Here is a 16283-nt window from a genome sequence, read left to right on the forward strand (position 1 = left end):
ACAATCGGTGGAAAATACCTTCATACGTATTCAATGTGTTAAACATCGACTAATCCCCTAGCTTCATCTATATATGGCTTACTTTAACAAAATAGCACGTTATTGTGGCTGCCAACGCAGTTGCATATTTATTTGGAGTATAAGATGCAAAACTATTTCCCAGACGCAAGCAGACTTGTTTATGGCTGCATGGGCCTTGGTGGTGGCTGGAACAACGAACCAGCAGCAAAAGAACATGTGTTACAAGCACACCAGTTAATAGAACAAGCATTGGCTCTTGATATTAATGTGTTCGATCATGCAGACATCTATACCTTTGGCAAAGCTGAAACCGTATTTGGCAAGGTTTTAAAAGAAAACCCTTCTTTAAAAGAACGTATGATTCTGCAGTCTAAATGTGCGATACGGTTCGAAGATGATTTAGGACCAAAGCGCTACGATTTCTCAGCAAAATGGATTGAATCTTCGGTAGAAGGGATCTTGCAGCGTTTGAACATAGAGCAACTTGATATTTTACTGCTTCATCGCCCCGATCCATTAATGGAACTGGATGAAGTTGCTACCACGCTCTCTTCCTTACAACAACAAGGGAAGATAAAGCACGTTGGCGTATCAAACATGCATGGGCATCAAATGGCGTACCTACAATCGGCGCTTTCAAGCCCAATTGTAGCGAACCAATTGGAAATGAGCTTAGCGTTTCGAGACTGGCTAGAAGACGGCGTTACCACTAATAGCCCAGCAAACCGTAACTCTGGCTATGCACCAGGCACCCTTGAATATTGCATGATGAACAAGGTGCAACTGCAGGCTTGGGCTAGCTTGGCACAAGGTAAATATACTGGCGCCAGTACCCACAACGAAGCGGATGCCGCCACTGCGGCGCTAGTGAATTCTCTGGCCGCTGAATACGAGACTAGCCCTGAAGCTATCGTATTAGCGTGGTTAATGCGCCATCCTGCCAATATTCAGCCGGTACTAGGTACAACCAATATCGAGCGTATAAAAGCTTGCCATAAATCGATGGATGTCCAACTGACTCGCGAACATTGGTACTTATTATTAGAAACTGCTCGTGGCCAGGAAATGCCATAAGGCAGGGTGTGTGTCACACTCTGGTTTCATGTTTTAACGGAGCTTATTTATGCTAAAAGGAATTCATCACGTTGCATTAATTTGTAGCGACTACCCTGTTTCTAAACGCTTTTATACTGAGATTCTTGGCCTTAGCGTTATTGCAGAAAATTACCGCGAAGCAAGAGAGTCATACAAGTGTGATTTAGCATTACCTGATGGCGGACAACTCGAACTATTTTCGTTTCCGGGTGCGCCAGCTAGGCCTTCAAGGCCAGAGGCTCAAGGCTTGCGCCACTTGGCGTTTAGAGTAGATGATATTAATGAGGTGATTGCACATTTAACCATAAATAAAGTGGAGTGCGAGCCCATTCGTGTAGATGAATACACGGGCAAACGGTTTACCTTTTTCGCCGACCCTGACGGGTTGCCGCTTGAACTCTATGAAATGTAACCTTGAATAAACCGCTTGTATGAGCAGTCTTGATAAAAAGTACTTGTTGACTCTTCTGATAAACAAGCAGGCTTGGCCTGCTTTTTTTCCAACTATATGCAGCTAATATCTAAGGGGTTTCAGTGCGCCCCAAACCATAAACGCAGAACGACTAAATAGATAAGTAGATTCCTTAACAAACCTAAACTACAATACAACTTAATCGATTAAGTTTGCCGTGATAAATTTCGCTTAAGCCACCGAAAACCATATTGAGTTTACGTTGCCACGCTTTTTTTTCAGGTAGTTTAAAGGTAATAAAATGGAACAAGCTATGAACTATGCCGCTGATAGTAACGTTTGCCTAGACCGAATTATGGCAAACACTGATTTATCCATGCTAACTAAAAAAGATGCCGCCCTATTTACTCGCCGAGTTAACGCGCATTTTGGCGACTTATTCGATAAATACACCACTATTTATGGCCACCAGTTCGACTGTTACTTTCATCTTCAACAGCTTATCAATGTGCTGCGCGATGGCGTTAAAAACCGTAAACCTGCGCTGAAAAAATTAGATAATCTTCGACTTAAATCTCCTAACTGGTACAAAGATGAAAACCAAGTAGGTATGGCGCTGTACGTAGACCTCGCTGGCCCAACCCTCAAAGATTTGCACACGCGTATTCCTTATTACAAAGCGCTGGGGATAACTTATCTACACCTAATGCCACTTTATGATTCACCTAAAGGAGACAGCGACGGCGGTTATGCTGTATCTGATTATCGCAAAGTAAACCCCAGCTTAGGCACCATGTCAGAGCTTGAATCGTTAGCGACCGCACTACAAAAAGAGGGCATAAACCTCGTTCTCGATTTTGTGTTTAACCATACATCAGACGAGCATCACTGGGCGAAAGAAGCATTAGCGGGAAACAAACAATTTCAAAACTACTATTACTTGTTCAACGATCGCACGGTGCCAGATCAGTTCGAGCATACGCTTCGAGAAATATTTCCTCAGGTAAGGCGCGGAAGCTTTACTTTTAATGAACACATGCAGAAGTGGGTATGGACAACATTCAATAGCTTTCAGTGGGATTTAAATTACAGCAACCCCGAGGTATTCAATGCCATTACCGGTGAAATGCTGTTTCTCGCCAATATTGGTTGTGCAGCACTGCGACTGGATGCCCTAGCCTTCATCTGGAAAGAAATGGGAACCGACTGTGAGAACCAAGAGAAAGCCCATCTACTTATTCAAGCCTTTAATACCTGCTTACAGATTGTTGCGCCAGCGGTGGTTTTTAAGTCTGAGGCGATTGTTCACCCTGACGAGGTGATTAAGTACATTGGTAAAAACGAATGCCAGCTTTCCTATAACCCGCTATTAATGGCCTTATTGTGGAACAGCTTGGCTACCCGTAAAACACGTCTGTTAACGCGCTCAATGCAAAAAAGTTTTTCGATTAGCGATGAGTGCACTTGGGTTAACTATGTGCGTTGTCATGATGATATTGGATGGACGTTTGACGATAATATTGCCAACGAGCTTGGGATTAATCCCCAAGATCACCGTTTTTTCTTAAATCAATTTTTTACGGGCAGATTTGAAGGCAGCTTTGCTAATGGTGTGCCATTCGCTGAAAACCCATCGAACGGCGATTGCCGTGTATGTGGCTCACTGGCTTCACTTTGCGGCTTAGAAGGTGCGCTTGATACCAATGACCAGCAAGGCATTGAAGATGCTATTAACCGCATGCTGCTTATGTACGGTATTACCTTTAGTATCGGCGGCATTCCTTTGCTGTATTCAAGTGATGAACTCGCTAAATTAAATGACTATGATTATTTGAATGACCCATCGAAGCGCCACGATGACAGATGGGTTAATAGGATTGCTGTTACCCAAGAAGATACTGAACTTGCGCTTTCTGAGCCAAGCAGTCAGCTAACGGCTGAACAAGATGCTAGCTTGCAAGTATTTCGAGGCTTGCAAAACATGTTAGCGATAAGACGCAATAACCCTATATTTGGGGCATCACGTACCACCATTTTAGACACCGACAATCAACATTGCTTCGCTTATGTAAGAGAAAACGATTCGGGTGAAAAGCTGTTGGCGATTTGTAATTTCAGCGAAGAAACCCAGCAAATTAACGGTAACTTACTCGGCGCGCTTGGACACACCCCCTCTATCGACTTACTTACCGGTAACACACTGAACGACAACAACACAGCAATCTTGCTTGCTCCCTTTCAGCAGTATTGGCTGAAGCAATAACATTGCTTTTATCCCCTATTCTTTTCGGCGGTAAGTTATAGGGCGATTATTTTTTGTTACTCCGCCGCAACTTAGCGGGATTTTAGCGTATTCCACAGGTAATCCATCAATTTGCGACTATACTTCAGTCAGATTAATCGATTTGCCAAAACTCATCGTATTAATTCGTGATGAGACTCAGTCTTTCACCACCGAAGCTTAAAATACGCAGTCACCATATGGATATGGGTGAAGCTTAAAAGGACAATACATGAAGACCGAAACAACCTTAGAATACATGTGCCCATACTGCGGCGCTTTCAACGAATTTTCTGAACACACCATTCGCGATATGTATCAAGAGCAGGTTGAAACTTGCGGATGTTGCAAAAAGAATTTAAGCCTTACCGCAGCTAATGGTGTCGAAGGTCGTATCAACCTCATCATCAGCGAATTAGAAACCGAATTCCATTCAAAATAAAAAAACCGCTTCAAAAGCGGTTTTTAGTGTTTGCCACAGTCGTTAGCATTTTTAGACACAACTAACTAAAAAATGCTCTTCGTAATTCTACATCGGACAAAAATTTGCCCCCTAAGGCAGACGTTTTGGTGTACGAGTTGGTATCCCGTATTCCCCTGGCTTTCACACAATAATGGGTAGCATTAATGCTTACTGCAACGTCATCAGTAGAGGCTAGTGTCTGGATGGCGACAAGCACTTGCTGCGTTAATCGCTCTTGTACTTGAGGGCGCTGTGCAAAGAAACTAACCAATCGATTTAATTTCGATAAACCGATAATAGTATCTTTGGGAATGTAAGACACGGTAGCGAGTCCGTCGATAGTCACAAAGTGATGCTCGCATGTGCTCGTTAAACTAATATCGGACACTTGAACAGGCTGATCAAGACGCATCTTATTTTCAATTTGGGTTATTTTGGGGAAGTTTCGGTAATCTAAACCACCAAACACTTCGTTCACGTACATCTTTGCAATACGGGTAGGCGTGTCGTGCAAACTATCATCGGTAAGATCGAGCCCAAGCGTATTCATCACATCACGCATTGCGATTTCAATCTTCTGACGCTTTTGTTCATCAGACAAACCATTCGCCACCATCGGTGTCTCCAGCCCTTTTTCTTCAAGCGCTGCTCTAACACGTTGTGCCGATTCAGAAATTGATGGCTCTAGTGCATCACGCACAATTACCGCTTCTTTTGCTAACATTAACCCTATCCGTAAATACTTCTTTACCCTTAAACGCAATCAACACGACTAAGGCTAACTTGATACCAAGATGCAAATGACAATACCGCCTGAAAGCCAACGCAAGACTATTGAATAGCATGATTACGGCCAAGGCATACAACCACGCTTTGGCAAAGGTTTGGCGACGTCTAACGGTCACATTTTAGCATTCTAGCGGCTATTGATCGAGCAAATGCTGAGATTAGCCTAATCTGAAAATGCTATTAAAGGCGTGTTTTATTGTTATTGAGATAAAACGGCGTTTAAACGGGAATGAGATCAAAAAACAAACGACTAAAATTAGCCACTAGCAATGGTAGCGCAGCTCAAGTCACTCAAATAGCGCTTCGCTTAGTAAAAACAAAGCGCTATGAAAAGCAAATTACGTATTAGTAAATATTAGTTGGCGCTTTCACTTGGGGTAGGTTGCCCATACTTCGGCGAGCGAGGACCGTACAATAACCCGTTATGACTTTCTGCCGACAACAAGCGGTTTGATGTTAAAGCTGCGATATCAAAACCTCTATCCGTTACTGTTTCGAATATTTGACTAACCGCGGCTTGCACTAACATCCCAACTAGCCCTCCAGCATTGCTGTTCTGGGTTTCTGCCGATGAAGCAGTTGCCATACCTTCCCACAGCACAGTATTGCCTTTCAAATCCACTAACGACGCAGAGACTGTCACTCTTGTTTCGCTCGAAATAACAACATAGCTAGTACCATAGTCTGTGATCGTGACATAAAGTGCGGTATCAGCACCAAATATTTCATGCAATTTAGTGGTAGGAACTGCGTGAATATCCTCTGCTACCGTAAGCCCATTATTTTTAAATGTCTGATCTACTACAGCCACAGGGAAAACATAAAAGCCAGACTCTGCGATTGGTCGACCGAGTTGAGACATTACGCTGTAAGGTGCAATAATTTCTGGTGTATTGTTAATGGGAGGTAATACCACCACTGACGCTGGGGACGCATTCTTAAATGCCGTGTAATCGTATGCGGGTGGGGCGCTGACACAGGCTGATAATAAACCTATCGCCATCAATGAAGCCGCTAATTTAAATATATTCATCTTACTAGGCTCCTTTAGCGTTAGCGGCATTTAACAAAAAGTCGATATATTGCGCCGACTCTGGAAATAACGCCTTTTCTTGTTCAAAATGCAGTGTTCCTCTATCCCCATTACCGCTTTCAAAATACAACATCCCCAAATGTGCATGAATACCTGGAGCAATGGCTTTATCTTGCGCAGCCGCCTGCTCAATAGCTTGTTGTAGCACCGTAATCTGCGCTTCTAACGAAACATCTTCAGATTTAAAGTAACTATAAACTGCGCTGTTATATTCGCCATAATAATAAAGCGGTTCGGTGGTTTTACAGCCGACTATCCCTAGAACAAGTAAGGTTGTTAGTATTATTTTTTTCATTATTTTTACTCACGACTTTTCGATTGTTTTAAATTGCCCAAGCACCAGACTCTAAGCCTTCAACTAAATTGTTCACTACTTCACGAATGGCTAAATCAAGCACCTTTCCATTAAGTGTTGCATCGTAGCTAGCGGTACTACCAAACCCAATAACTTCACGCTCAGACAAGCTATATTCGCCAGCTCCTGCTACTGAATAAACCACTTCAGATGTAGTGACATCTACTACATTAAGAGTGACTTTTGCATAAGCAATTTGAGATTTCCCTTTACCTAGAAGACCAAATAATTGCTTATCACCGATGGCTTTACGTCCAAATTCGGTAACATCACCTGTTACGACGAATCGTGCGCCAGCTATCGATTGCGTAGTACCTGAGCGAGATGCTTCTGTCGCGAGCAAATCCATATTGTCGCGATCGAGTACACTAAACCGATTTGTTTGCTGCAAATGGCCCATTAGGGTGGTTTTTGCTTGATTACCTAGGCGATCTTGACCGTTTGAAAAAATGCCATTCTGAAAGCTAGAGCGGTTTACAAATTGCCCCACAACCAGCTTACTTTTTGTGCCCGTATACTGAGAGTTGAAGCTTTCCACTTTTGGGGTTTCAACCACTTTTGAAGAAGTACTAGCGCAACCAGAAACTGCGGTAATAGCGACAACGGCTAAGGTAAGAGACTTAATACTCATTAATTTTTGAAATTGCATATCACATCCTTTTTTATTAATTTCACATTGGTGGAATTCACATTTCCTGAAAGCCAAACACACCCAACGCGTTATCGCGCATTTATAGCAGCCTCTGATAAAAGTGCCAATTAAAATAGGAGGCCTAATTCGTCACCGATTAAAGTCACAAACCTAATTGTCGAATTAGAGGCTAGAGTTACTAGGAAGCTCGCCTTTTAAAGTGAGCAAATCTAGGCTTCCAATAGGCAGCAAAAGAATTGTCACAAAATGTGTCCGTAGAACAAGTCGCTCTTCTAATTGTGACACTGGTCGTGACAAGAAAAGAATTTCATCAAGTTTGCTATTGGTAGGCATGAGTAGGATAGTTATAATCGTCGCTTTATTTATTTCTATCGAGAATATACATGCAAGGTAGTCGTAAGCTGGTTCCTGAATGGGAAACCGTTGATGCTGTGATGCTGGCGTGGCCGCATGCAGAAACCGACTGGTCGCCATGGCTAGAAGAAGCCCGTGAAACGTACTTGAACGTCATTGCTGCGGTCAACCGTTATCACGCGGGTGTGATATTGCTGTGCGCCCCTGACGATGTTGATGATGTGATATCACGCTTAGGCGATCACGCACGTGTGCTTATCATGCCTGCGTCATATAACGACACTTGGGTGCGTGACTACGGGTTTTTAACCTGTCGAGATACCGAAGGCTCTGGCGCGCCAGTAGAGTTTCGTTTCAATGGTTGGGGCGAAAAGTTTGACGCCAGTGAAGACAATATGGCTAACCAACGCTACCTTGCCTCGTTATGTAAATTACCCCTTCGAAGTAGCCCAGTCGTTGCTGAAGGCGGCGCGTTAGAAATTGACGACTTTGGCCACTTGCTTAGCACCTCTCAATGTTTGTTAAACCCTAAGCGCAACGGTGATATGACCATCGAAGATTACGCTGAAACCTTTAATGACATGTTAGGCTGTAATACGTTTACGGTGTTAGAACATGGTCATCTTGAAGGTGACGACACTGACGGACATATTGATACGCTTGTGCGTTTCACGCCCAATAAAGGCCTAGTCATTCAAGCGGCTGATAATCGAAAAGACGACAGTCATTATGCAGGGCTAAGTGCGCTGTGTGAAGAGTGCGCCACGGCAATGCCTGAGCATGAACAATATCGATTGCCACTGCCACACATTGTTAACAACGAGGGCGAGTGTTTACCCGCATCTTATGCCAATTTTTTGATCTGTAACCGTGCGGTGCTCTTACCTATTTATGGGCAACCTGAAGATGAAGCGGCAATTACCCAAATGCAGCAAGCTTACCCCGACCATATTATCGAACCTATTGATTGCTCGGTGTTGGTAAAGCAATTTGGCAGTTTGCATTGTATTTCAATGCAGGTACCCACAAATACGTTGAAAGAATCTGTTATTTCCACCTTTTCAAAAGGAGTGTCTGTACATGCAACGAACTAAGCTAAAGATAGGCTTGGTACAACAGTCTGTTGCTGATAACGACAAAGCGACTAACTGGAACAAAAGTGCTGAGCAAGTTGCAAAACTCGCAGCAGAAGGCTGTGAGTGTATTTTGCTACAAGAACTTCATAGCACCCTCTACTTTTGCCAGCAGGAAGATACCGACGCCTTTGATTTAGCAGAACCTATTCCAGGTGCTGCAACAGATTTCTTTGGTGCACTTGCTGAAAAACACAATATTGTATTAGTGACATCCTTATTTGAAAAGCGCGGTTCAGGCCTTTATCACAATACCGCTGTGGTATTTGATAGAAGCAAAGAGATTGCCGGCAAATACCGTAAAATGCATATTCCTGACGACCCAGGATTTTACGAGAAGTTTTACTTCACGCCGGGTGACATGGGCTTTACGCCAATTGAAACCAGCGTGGGTAAATTGGGTGTACTGGTATGTTGGGATCAATGGTATCCAGAAGCCGCACGCTTAATGGCAATGGCTGGCGCTGATTTATTGTTTTACCCAACGGCAATTGGCTGGGATACTACCGATACCGAAGAAGAGCAGAGCCGCCAGCATGGCGCATGGGAAACCATTCAGCGTTCACATGCAGTGGCAAACTCTGTGCCGGTTATCGTAGCAAACCGCACAGGGTTTGAAGCATCGCCAGTGGCGGGCGACCCAGGTATTCAGTTTTGGGGGCAAAGCTTTATAACAGGCCCGCAGGGTGAAATTTTAGCGAAAGCAGAAGCGGATGGCGAAACCACACTATCGGTAGAGCTAGATTTAACCCGCACGGAAAAAGTAAAACGCATTTGGCCTTATTTCCGTGACCGTCGCATAGATGCTTACGAAGACCTAACTAAGCGCTGGCGCGATTAGGCTAGTTTGATAGTAGATTCATAAAAAACGGGCAACTTTGTTGCCCGTTTTTTATTGCGCTCAGCATTATGATAATTTGACGATTAAGCTTTAAAAATCGTACCGTCATACAACATATAACACGCGCGTTTATTTTTAGATGCTAACGCTAGCATAACCTTTTCATCCACATCTAAGCCCCCCGTAAATTGCCCGAAAGCTGGCATGATAAACAAGTCTTCAGTCACCACGAAGCACTTACCGGAAAATCGTCGACGGGAAATGGTTTTGCGTATTTTAGGATGGTAGTGACCAATAACTTGATGCTTAGCTTGGGGTTTAGTTTTACCTACACCCTTCGTACTTGGCTCTTGTTCATGTGACTCTTTTTCATGCGGCTCTGGTTCACGTGATTCTGGCTCACAGATTTCTGGCTCATGGCGAAATACCACATTACTATGCACTATTTCATGGCAAGGGTTGCCAGGAATACCCTTAGGTAAGTCGGGGTCATGATTTCCTTCTACCCAATCCCAATTGGGAACGCTATTTATGATATCGCATAAGAGGCTTCTGTCTTCAGCAGTCATACGAGACATACTGTGTTTATCGTGGAAACTGTCACCTAAGCTAATCACCCGAGCAGGGTTGTAATCGCGAATAATCTGCTGCAAACGTTTAAGCGTGGCAACGGAATCTACACTTGGCAGCGGATTACCATAACTACGTAAATAACTGCCTTTTTCAAGGTGTAAATCGGATACCACCAGCCAATCAAGCGCAGGCAAATACGCCACACCTCTGGCATCTAACAACCAAAGCATCTCTGCAAATTTCACAATACTAATACTACGCAACGCCACCTGTACCGATAGCCACTGCTCACTGATTGCCACTTACTGACCTCTTTGAAAATGCTTTACTCAGTGCATTATACGCATTCCCACCCGATTATCCTTAAGCGGGTGAGTGGGGTTAATTCTTAAACATTGTGCAACCATGAATTGCAGTTGCTGACATGTGGCCTGCTATTTTACGTCGCTGGATTTCGACCTACTGGGGAAACTGTTATAGACCTTGAGTTTAAAGGGTGATAGTTAAAGAATATGAAATATTAAGTCAAAGCCTCTATGTTGGACTTGGTTTAATATGGTGAAAGACTATTTTAAAATAATGGACTCTAACAGTTAGAGTCCATTTATTAAACTTTGTGCGCAGTACATTTTTACAACATCTAATAGCAATAACGTAGAGCGTTAATCCATTTTAAAATTGATTAAGCATATTGCCACCTGAACCACCTGAACCACCTGAACCACCTGAACTACTATCTGAGGGGGCTGTAGGATCGCAAAGTCCCGCACTAGTAACCATAAATGTAGATGCTTCATCATTGAAGTCATAATCACTAAGCGTGCTCACATCATCATCAAATTCTACTTTAGTTCCACCAAAGTTTGCATGTTTTGTTAAAACCGCACACAAGCCAGAAGGTACTTTTATACTTGTTATTTCGTCGTTTAAACGATGAATCCCATCAGAAGTATCTGCTGGAGCAGCTAAATGACTACCTCCGAAATTACTATCTCTATAAAAATAAACTAAATCTGAAGAGTTGCAGGAGTTTGTTCTAGATAGTCCCTGAATCGGGTATACCCATAGTGATGAAATTGTATCATTGAAATTGTAGGCTCCAAGGCTCGAATACTCACCTTCGGAAAAAAATATATGATCACCTCTGTAGTCTGAATCTTTAAATACTACTAAACATGTCCCTGTGCTTACAATAACAGATGAAAATGAATCATTATCCACACCGACAACTCTGTACGAGTTATCGTATGACGACGCAAACAACGAACCGGCATTAATATTAAAGTTAGTGTCTTTATATAAGATGGCATAATTTGCCCAAGAAGTTGCGGAAGCTATCATTAATACAAATATAGCAACAAATTTAAAATACTTTTTCATATTAGTTCCTTTAACTATGTTAGTAGATATTTAACGGCATGCCAAAATAAATTAGGCATACAAAAAATAAACTAATTTCATTATGGATTTATGTAAAATAATTTACAGTTTTAGGGACTTATTATTACACTATTTTTTAATAAAGAGCTCTGTAGCAAGGGTCTAATAAATAACACCATTTAGAAAACAGACCTAAGAAAATCAACAGACGAGCAGATTTCTCAAGCGCAACTTTCTCTGAAATTAAGAACAAGGAAGTGCATTGATTACAAATAACCTGAAGTCGTCTATAGTGAATACGCGGAGCGGCCTAATTTAGTGAGTAGCGCTGTTCATTTCGGACTTTAATTCGCGACAATGTATTAATAACTGATTAATTTTTGAGGAATAATAACATGGGTTAGATATAGCCTATCTATTATTTTTAGCTTCTTGTAATTTCATTTATTAAAAGGTGAAACTTAAATTTCAGTAGATTTAAAAACTTTATAAGAGGATTTCCACGAACAGCACCTCTCTTACCAAGCCGGTCAATTTCGCTTTGTACCTTTCTTGTTTTAAACGGGTAAGGCTTTATACCAAAAGCCTTTATTTTATCTACTGACAACCATTGAAGTTCAACATCAACAGGTCTAGAAAAAGACTCTGTATATTTTAGTAATTTTACTGCACCGTTATAGGAGACTAATTGTGCAGAAGCGCCAATAGGTAATTTTTTATATTTTACTACCTCCCCCCCCTTAGCCGTGAACATAGTTTTCGTGGCCCGCTTCTCATGCACCTCATTAAGCTTAATATAATCCCAAGACTCGTTAAATTTATCTATCACTTCACCTAAATGGCGAAAGCTAGCCTCAAACATCACATCGTCTTCTAACACAATGGCGAATGGTAATCTCTGCTCGACAATAATAGACCAGGCTTTTCTGTGACTAAGAAAGCAGCCAATCTCCCCCTTAGTTAATTTTTTGTAGTAATCGAACTTGTTAGCGCGCTCTGAATACTCTTGACACATTGCTCTATCGGACAAGCTAATATTGATTCCGGTTGTTATCGAATAATCAGCTGAATAGCGCTTAGCACTTTCCGAAAAAAGTTTGAGTCTATCGACAGATTCAGGCAAATTAATTAGCAGAATTTTCATGCACTTACTACATTAAATTAATTTTCATTTATCTTACTAGTCCTCTATTACAAAAATATTTCAGCTTAGATTTTTAAGTACACATGTATTCATCATTACAGACACGTATTACTAACCTATTGGGTATGTTGATGCCTAGATACATAAAAACACAATGATTGCAATAATATTTCACTGAGGTCAAAGTTTAAAGAGGAATGGAGCTAGGGACGATATCGACAGGTAAATCAGCGTGCTGTTTTTACTATTTCTAAAAATGACACTGAGTTATGGACTAGCTAACAATTTCACGCATGATAATTACACTCATCATGCGTGAAAACATAATTTTCTTGAAAAATATTATTAATTAGAATTTGATATTAATTTATAATGTAGAATTTTACCTTTTAATTACTAGGCTTGTATTAAATATTGCAAACAGTATTAGTTACGTTAATAGTCAGCTAGAGACAAGGTATAGTCACTCGCATCCTATAAACGATAATTTAGGTTTTAGGATATGTGCTCGGTTCATACGCATCTCAGACAACAACATTTGATGTTTAGCGCTTTTGTTTCGATGTTTTGAGTACGCTTACTCTAAAACGAACACTCAGGGATTGCTTCTAGAATAGCCGCTATATTTTCTTCGAAAGACTGAACTGACATATCCAACACGATAACTATTGGGAGAGTAACTATTTCTAGAACAAATGATTTTAGCGTTCTTATTAGATTGGGCTTCATCCAAGCATGATGTCTGCATCCATTATGCTGATGGTACAAGGGAGTTAGCCGTTGTAAAACTTTCAGCTGAAGCTATCGAACAGTGGATTACAAAGCTACATCAACTGCACCCAGGGCAAATTGCTATTGCGCTTGAGCTGTCAAAAGGGCCAATCGTCTATGCCTTGCAAAAGTATCCTTTTGTCACCTTATTCCCAATTAAACCGACGATGCTGTGCCTATATCGTAGAGCGTTATCACCGAGTGGGGCCAAAGATGATCCAACCGACGCGTCAATCGCACTTGAGCTATTAGTTCGCTATCCAGATAAAATCACGCCGCTTTTAGCTTTTAGGACAACAAAGCTCGTACTTCGTCTAGCATATTTTCTGCTTCGGCATATAAATCGGCTTGCTCGATGATCGCCTGAGCACCTGCCCCTTTTATTTGCTCACTGCGCATATTCAGCACAATCGGTATGGCCATGGGCGATACTTTTTCTAAGTTTACTAACGTGGTTTTATCTACAAAGCGAATAAGCAAATTCGCTAAGCGCTGTAAATCTAACAACTCCCGTTCAGCATCGGCCCGCGCGACCGCTAAAAGAATGTGATCAGGGTCGTGCTCACGCAGCGTGTCGTAAATTAAGTCAGTTGAAAACGTTACCTGCTTCATGGTTTTCTGGCTGGCATGATAACGCTGTTCGGTTAAGCCGCTTACTACTGCCACCTGCCTAAAAGAGCGTTTTAACATGGGCGCCTGTAACATCCAGTCTTCTAGCTCATCGCCTAATATATCTGGCTGAAACAGTTGCTGTAGTTGAGTGTCGGTAATCTGCTTCACTGCACTTATCGACAACCCATAATCAGTCACACTAAAGCTAAGCGGCTTAATCTCCATTTTTTCCATTCTACGGGTAACCAGCATGCCCAAGGTTTGGTTCGCTTTCCTACCTTCGAATGTGTAATACAGCGTATGGTTCACGTTGCGAAAAGGAAACTGCTCCACCAACACCTTTTCAGGTTCAGGAAGCTGTGAAAACTGCTGTTGTAACTTTAACCACTCTTGCACTTGTGCAGGTAAATTGCGCCAACTTTTTGGGTTAGCGAGTATGGCTCTAACCCCATCAGCCAAGTATGTCGACAGTGGCATTTGGCCACCGGAATAACTGGGGATTTTAGGCTCTTTGGCTTTAGCAGGGCGTGCATGTAATTGCATATCCCGAATGGCTTCGTACTTAAGCACTTCACCAGCAAAGTAAAACGTATCGCCTGGGGTAAGTTGCTGGGCAAAGTACTCTTCTACCTCACCAATAATTTTGCCCTGATTACCACGGCGAATCCGTTTTACTTTTAATCTACCCGCCTCAACAATTGTGCCTATGTTCTGACGATGACGTTGAATCACCCGCCTATTGGCCGGTGAAAAAGTGCCATCCTCGTTTTGCATTAGGCGCTGATATCGCTCGTATGCGTTAAGCGCACTCCCGCCATCTAACGCAAACTGCCATAATTTTTCAAAATCTTGTTTATCTAGCCCTTGATAGGGCGAGGCCATGAGTATTTGCTCGTAAAGGGTGCCTGGGCTGTCAGCATTGCTGCATAGGCAATTCACAATAAACTGGGGGATGATATCCAATGCCCCCGGCTGCGGGGCATCGCCATCTAGCTCGCCCTTATTAATTGCATCAATAGCCGCTTGGCATTCCAGCGCTTCAAATCGGTTAGCTGGTACAAGCAACGCTTCACTGGGTTCATCTAACCGATGGTTTGCTCGGCCAATACGTTGCAGCAACCGGCTAACACCTTTGGGCGCACCTACCTGAATGACCTTATCTACATCGCCCCAATCAATACCTAGCTCAAGCGCCGAAGTACATACTACTGCCCGTAACAAGCCGCTAGACATCATGGCTTCTGTTTTGCGCCGCTGCTCTTTACTCAAGCTTCCGTGGTATAAGGCTATAGGTAAGGCAGCGGTATTGTGTTCCCACAGCATTTGAAAAATCAGTTCAGATTGCGCCCGAGTATTAACGAACACCAAGGTCGTTTTTGCGTCTTCAATGGCCTTGTAGATATCGGTGATGGCATAACGCGCCATAAAACCACCGAAGGGCATGCGGTTTTCAGATTGCAGCATCTCTACTTTGGGTTTTTCACCCGCTTTCACGCTGATGATATTAGCAACGCCTTCTGTGCCAGCAAGCCATGCACCTAGCGTTTCTGGGTAAGCTACCGTGGCCGACAAGCCTACCCGTTTCATTTTAGGTGACAATACTGAAAGCCGCGCTAGCGCTAAAGACAGGAAGTCTCCCCGTTTGTTTGCCACCAAGCTATGGGTTTCATCAATAATGACTCGCTTAAGTTTGCCAAATAGTTTGTCAGCATCGGCATAGCTCAGCATCAACATTAAAGATTCTGGGGTGGTAAGTAGCAGATTGGGCGGTTTTTTTCGTTGGCGCTGTCGTTTATACGACGGTGTATCGCCAGTGCGGGTTTCTGCCGTTATCGGCAATTCCATCTCTTCAATAGGTTGTAATAAGTTACGATGAATATCTTGAGTTAACGCTTTAAGCGGGGAAATGTATAAGGTGTGCAAGCCTGGCTGTGGCGATTGAGCTAACTCGACTAAGCTAGGTAGAAAGCCTGATAAGGTTTTTCCAGCTCCGGTTGGGGCAATGAGCAAAGTAGTGTTATGGGAGTCTTGCTCTAGCATTTGCCTTTGATAATCTCGAAGCGCCCAGCCTTTATTTTTAAACCACTGGCTAAACGCCGGTGGCAAAATGTCACTACCGGTTTTAATTGCTTTGTTAAGTGGTGCTTTGGTCTTAGACATAAAAACTTCGCACGACTTTATGCCCTTGCCCGAACTTCTCCTGCGCCATGATTTTTCGTTACTCTGCTGTTCTATGATAAGCAATAGTAGATATACGTTAATTCACCAGAAGGGTTTAATTTTCCTCTACGCTCAACCAATTGCGTAAAACCAC

14 protein-coding genes and 1 pseudogene are annotated in these 16283 nt (G+C 42.6%); 7 read left to right on the plus strand and 8 right to left on the minus strand.

Features of this window, described 5'->3' with window-relative positions; translation table 11 throughout:
* Positions 1–144: 144 nt before the first annotated feature.
* The 4 genes from AV939_RS18210 (at position 145) to AV939_RS18225 (ending at position 4251) form a co-directional block, all read left to right on the plus strand.
* A complete protein-coding gene (locus AV939_RS18210; protein WP_057795646.1) occupies positions 145–1095 on the plus strand; it encodes an aldo/keto reductase in 951 nt (316 codons plus the stop codon).
* A gap of 49 nt (positions 1096–1144) precedes the next feature.
* Positions 1145–1528 (plus strand): SMU1112c/YaeR family gloxylase I-like metalloprotein, encoded by a 384-nt coding sequence (gene gloA2 / locus AV939_RS18215; protein ID WP_057795644.1) that lies wholly within the window; start codon positions 1145–1147, stop codon positions 1526–1528.
* 313 nt (positions 1529–1841) lie between these two features.
* Complete coding sequence (locus tag AV939_RS18220; protein ID WP_057796556.1) at positions 1842–3791, plus strand: alpha-amylase family glycosyl hydrolase; 1950 nt, start codon at positions 1842–1844, stop codon at positions 3789–3791.
* A gap of 250 nt (positions 3792–4041) precedes the next feature.
* Complete coding sequence (locus tag AV939_RS18225) at positions 4042–4251, plus strand: hypothetical protein (RefSeq protein ID WP_057795642.1); 210 nt, start codon at positions 4042–4044, stop codon at positions 4249–4251.
* A gap of 61 nt (positions 4252–4312) precedes the next feature.
* Here the strand turns inward: AV939_RS18225 and folE are convergent, their stop codons facing one another.
* From folE to AV939_RS18245, 4 genes are all read right to left on the minus strand, one after another.
* A complete protein-coding gene (gene folE / locus AV939_RS18230) occupies positions 4313–4996 on the minus strand; it encodes a GTP cyclohydrolase I FolE (protein WP_057795639.1) in 684 nt (227 codons plus the stop codon).
* A gap of 420 nt (positions 4997–5416) precedes the next feature.
* Positions 5417–6094, minus strand: coding sequence for a DUF799 domain-containing protein (locus AV939_RS18235; RefSeq protein WP_057795638.1), 678 nt, complete (start codon positions 6092–6094; stop codon positions 5417–5419).
* Between the two features lie 4 nt (positions 6095–6098).
* Positions 6099–6449 (minus strand): DUF4810 domain-containing protein, encoded by a 351-nt coding sequence (locus tag AV939_RS18240; protein WP_057795636.1) that lies wholly within the window; start codon positions 6447–6449, stop codon positions 6099–6101.
* Between the two features lie 28 nt (positions 6450–6477).
* Positions 6478–7140, minus strand: a complete 663-nt coding sequence (locus tag AV939_RS18245; protein WP_057796554.1) for a CsgG/HfaB family protein — start codon at positions 7138–7140, stop codon at positions 6478–6480.
* Positions 7141–7544: 404 nt separating this feature from the next.
* On the opposite strand from AV939_RS18245, the gene AV939_RS18250 reads away from it, so the two are divergent.
* On the plus strand, positions 7545–8609 hold the full coding sequence (locus AV939_RS18250) for an agmatine deiminase family protein (RefSeq protein ID WP_057795634.1): 1065 nt from the start codon (positions 7545–7547) through the stop codon (positions 8607–8609).
* The gene (locus AV939_RS18255) at positions 8596–9489 is read left to right on the plus strand and encodes a carbon-nitrogen hydrolase (protein ID WP_057795632.1); all 894 of its coding nucleotides are present in this window, start codon (positions 8596–8598) and stop codon (positions 9487–9489) included. The genes AV939_RS18250 and AV939_RS18255 overlap by 14 nt, the downstream gene beginning before the upstream one ends.
* An 83-nt stretch (positions 9490–9572) precedes the next feature.
* Here AV939_RS18255 and AV939_RS18260 read toward each other — a convergent pair whose 3' ends face one another.
* The 3 genes from AV939_RS18260 to AV939_RS18270 all read right to left on the minus strand — a co-directional run bounded on the left by AV939_RS18260 (position 9573) and on the right by AV939_RS18270 (position 12586).
* Positions 9573–10364, minus strand: a complete 792-nt coding sequence (locus AV939_RS18260; protein WP_057795630.1) for a hypothetical protein — start codon at positions 10362–10364, stop codon at positions 9573–9575.
* Between the two features lie 370 nt (positions 10365–10734).
* The gene (locus AV939_RS18265; RefSeq protein ID WP_057795628.1) at positions 10735–11442 is read right to left on the minus strand and encodes a beta/gamma crystallin-related protein; all 708 of its coding nucleotides are present in this window, start codon (positions 11440–11442) and stop codon (positions 10735–10737) included.
* Positions 11443–11866: 424 nt separating this feature from the next.
* Positions 11867–12586 carry a glycosyltransferase family 25 protein gene (locus AV939_RS18270; protein ID WP_057795626.1) on the minus strand — a complete coding sequence of 240 codons (720 nt, stop codon included), beginning with the start codon at positions 12584–12586 and terminating at the stop codon, positions 11867–11869.
* A 695-nt stretch (positions 12587–13281) separates the two neighbouring features.
* On the opposite strand from AV939_RS18270, the pseudogene AV939_RS20095 reads away from it, so the two are divergent.
* Positions 13282–13638 (plus strand): annotated as a pseudogene (locus AV939_RS20095) (IS110 family transposase); the annotation flags it as partial.
* Between the two features lie 7 nt (positions 13639–13645).
* Here the strand turns inward: AV939_RS20095 and AV939_RS18275 are convergent.
* On the minus strand, positions 13646–16129 hold the full coding sequence (locus AV939_RS18275) for a ligase-associated DNA damage response DEXH box helicase (protein ID WP_057795623.1): 2484 nt from the start codon (positions 16127–16129) through the stop codon (positions 13646–13648).
* Positions 16130–16283: the final 154 nt, after the last annotated feature.

The sequence above is a fragment of the Alteromonas sp. Mac1 genome, assembly GCF_001562125.1.
Lineage (GTDB): Bacteria > Pseudomonadota > Gammaproteobacteria > Enterobacterales > Alteromonadaceae > Alteromonas > Alteromonas stellipolaris.

Coding starts and splice junctions, on each gene's coding strand:
- AV939_RS18255 (WP_057795632.1), top strand. CDS start 8,596: ATGCAACGAACTAAGCTAAAGATAGGCTTGGTACAACAGTCTGTTGCT.
- AV939_RS18265 (WP_057795628.1), bottom strand. CDS start 11,442: ATGAAAAAGTATTTTAAATTTGTTGCTATATTTGTATTAATGATAGCT.
- AV939_RS18210 (WP_057795646.1), top strand. CDS start 145: ATGCAAAACTATTTCCCAGACGCAAGCAGACTTGTTTATGGCTGCATG.
- AV939_RS18250 (WP_057795634.1), top strand. CDS start 7,545: ATGCAAGGTAGTCGTAAGCTGGTTCCTGAATGGGAAACCGTTGATGCT.
- AV939_RS18275 (WP_057795623.1), bottom strand. CDS start 16,129: ATGTCTAAGACCAAAGCACCACTTAACAAAGCAATTAAAACCGGTAGT.
- gloA2 (WP_057795644.1), top strand. CDS start 1,145: ATGCTAAAAGGAATTCATCACGTTGCATTAATTTGTAGCGACTACCCT.
- AV939_RS18270 (WP_057795626.1), bottom strand. CDS start 12,586: ATGAAAATTCTGCTAATTAATTTGCCTGAATCTGTCGATAGACTCAAA.
- AV939_RS18220 (WP_057796556.1), top strand. CDS start 1,842: ATGAACTATGCCGCTGATAGTAACGTTTGCCTAGACCGAATTATGGCA.
- AV939_RS18235 (WP_057795638.1), bottom strand. CDS start 6,094: ATGAATATATTTAAATTAGCGGCTTCATTGATGGCGATAGGTTTATTA.
- AV939_RS18245 (WP_057796554.1), bottom strand. CDS start 7,140: ATGAGTATTAAGTCTCTTACCTTAGCCGTTGTCGCTATTACCGCAGTT.
- folE (WP_057795639.1), bottom strand. CDS start 4,996: ATGTTAGCAAAAGAAGCGGTAATTGTGCGTGATGCACTAGAGCCATCA.
- AV939_RS18225 (WP_057795642.1), top strand. CDS start 4,042: ATGAAGACCGAAACAACCTTAGAATACATGTGCCCATACTGCGGCGCT.
- AV939_RS18240 (WP_057795636.1), bottom strand. CDS start 6,449: ATGAAAAAAATAATACTAACAACCTTACTTGTTCTAGGGATAGTCGGC.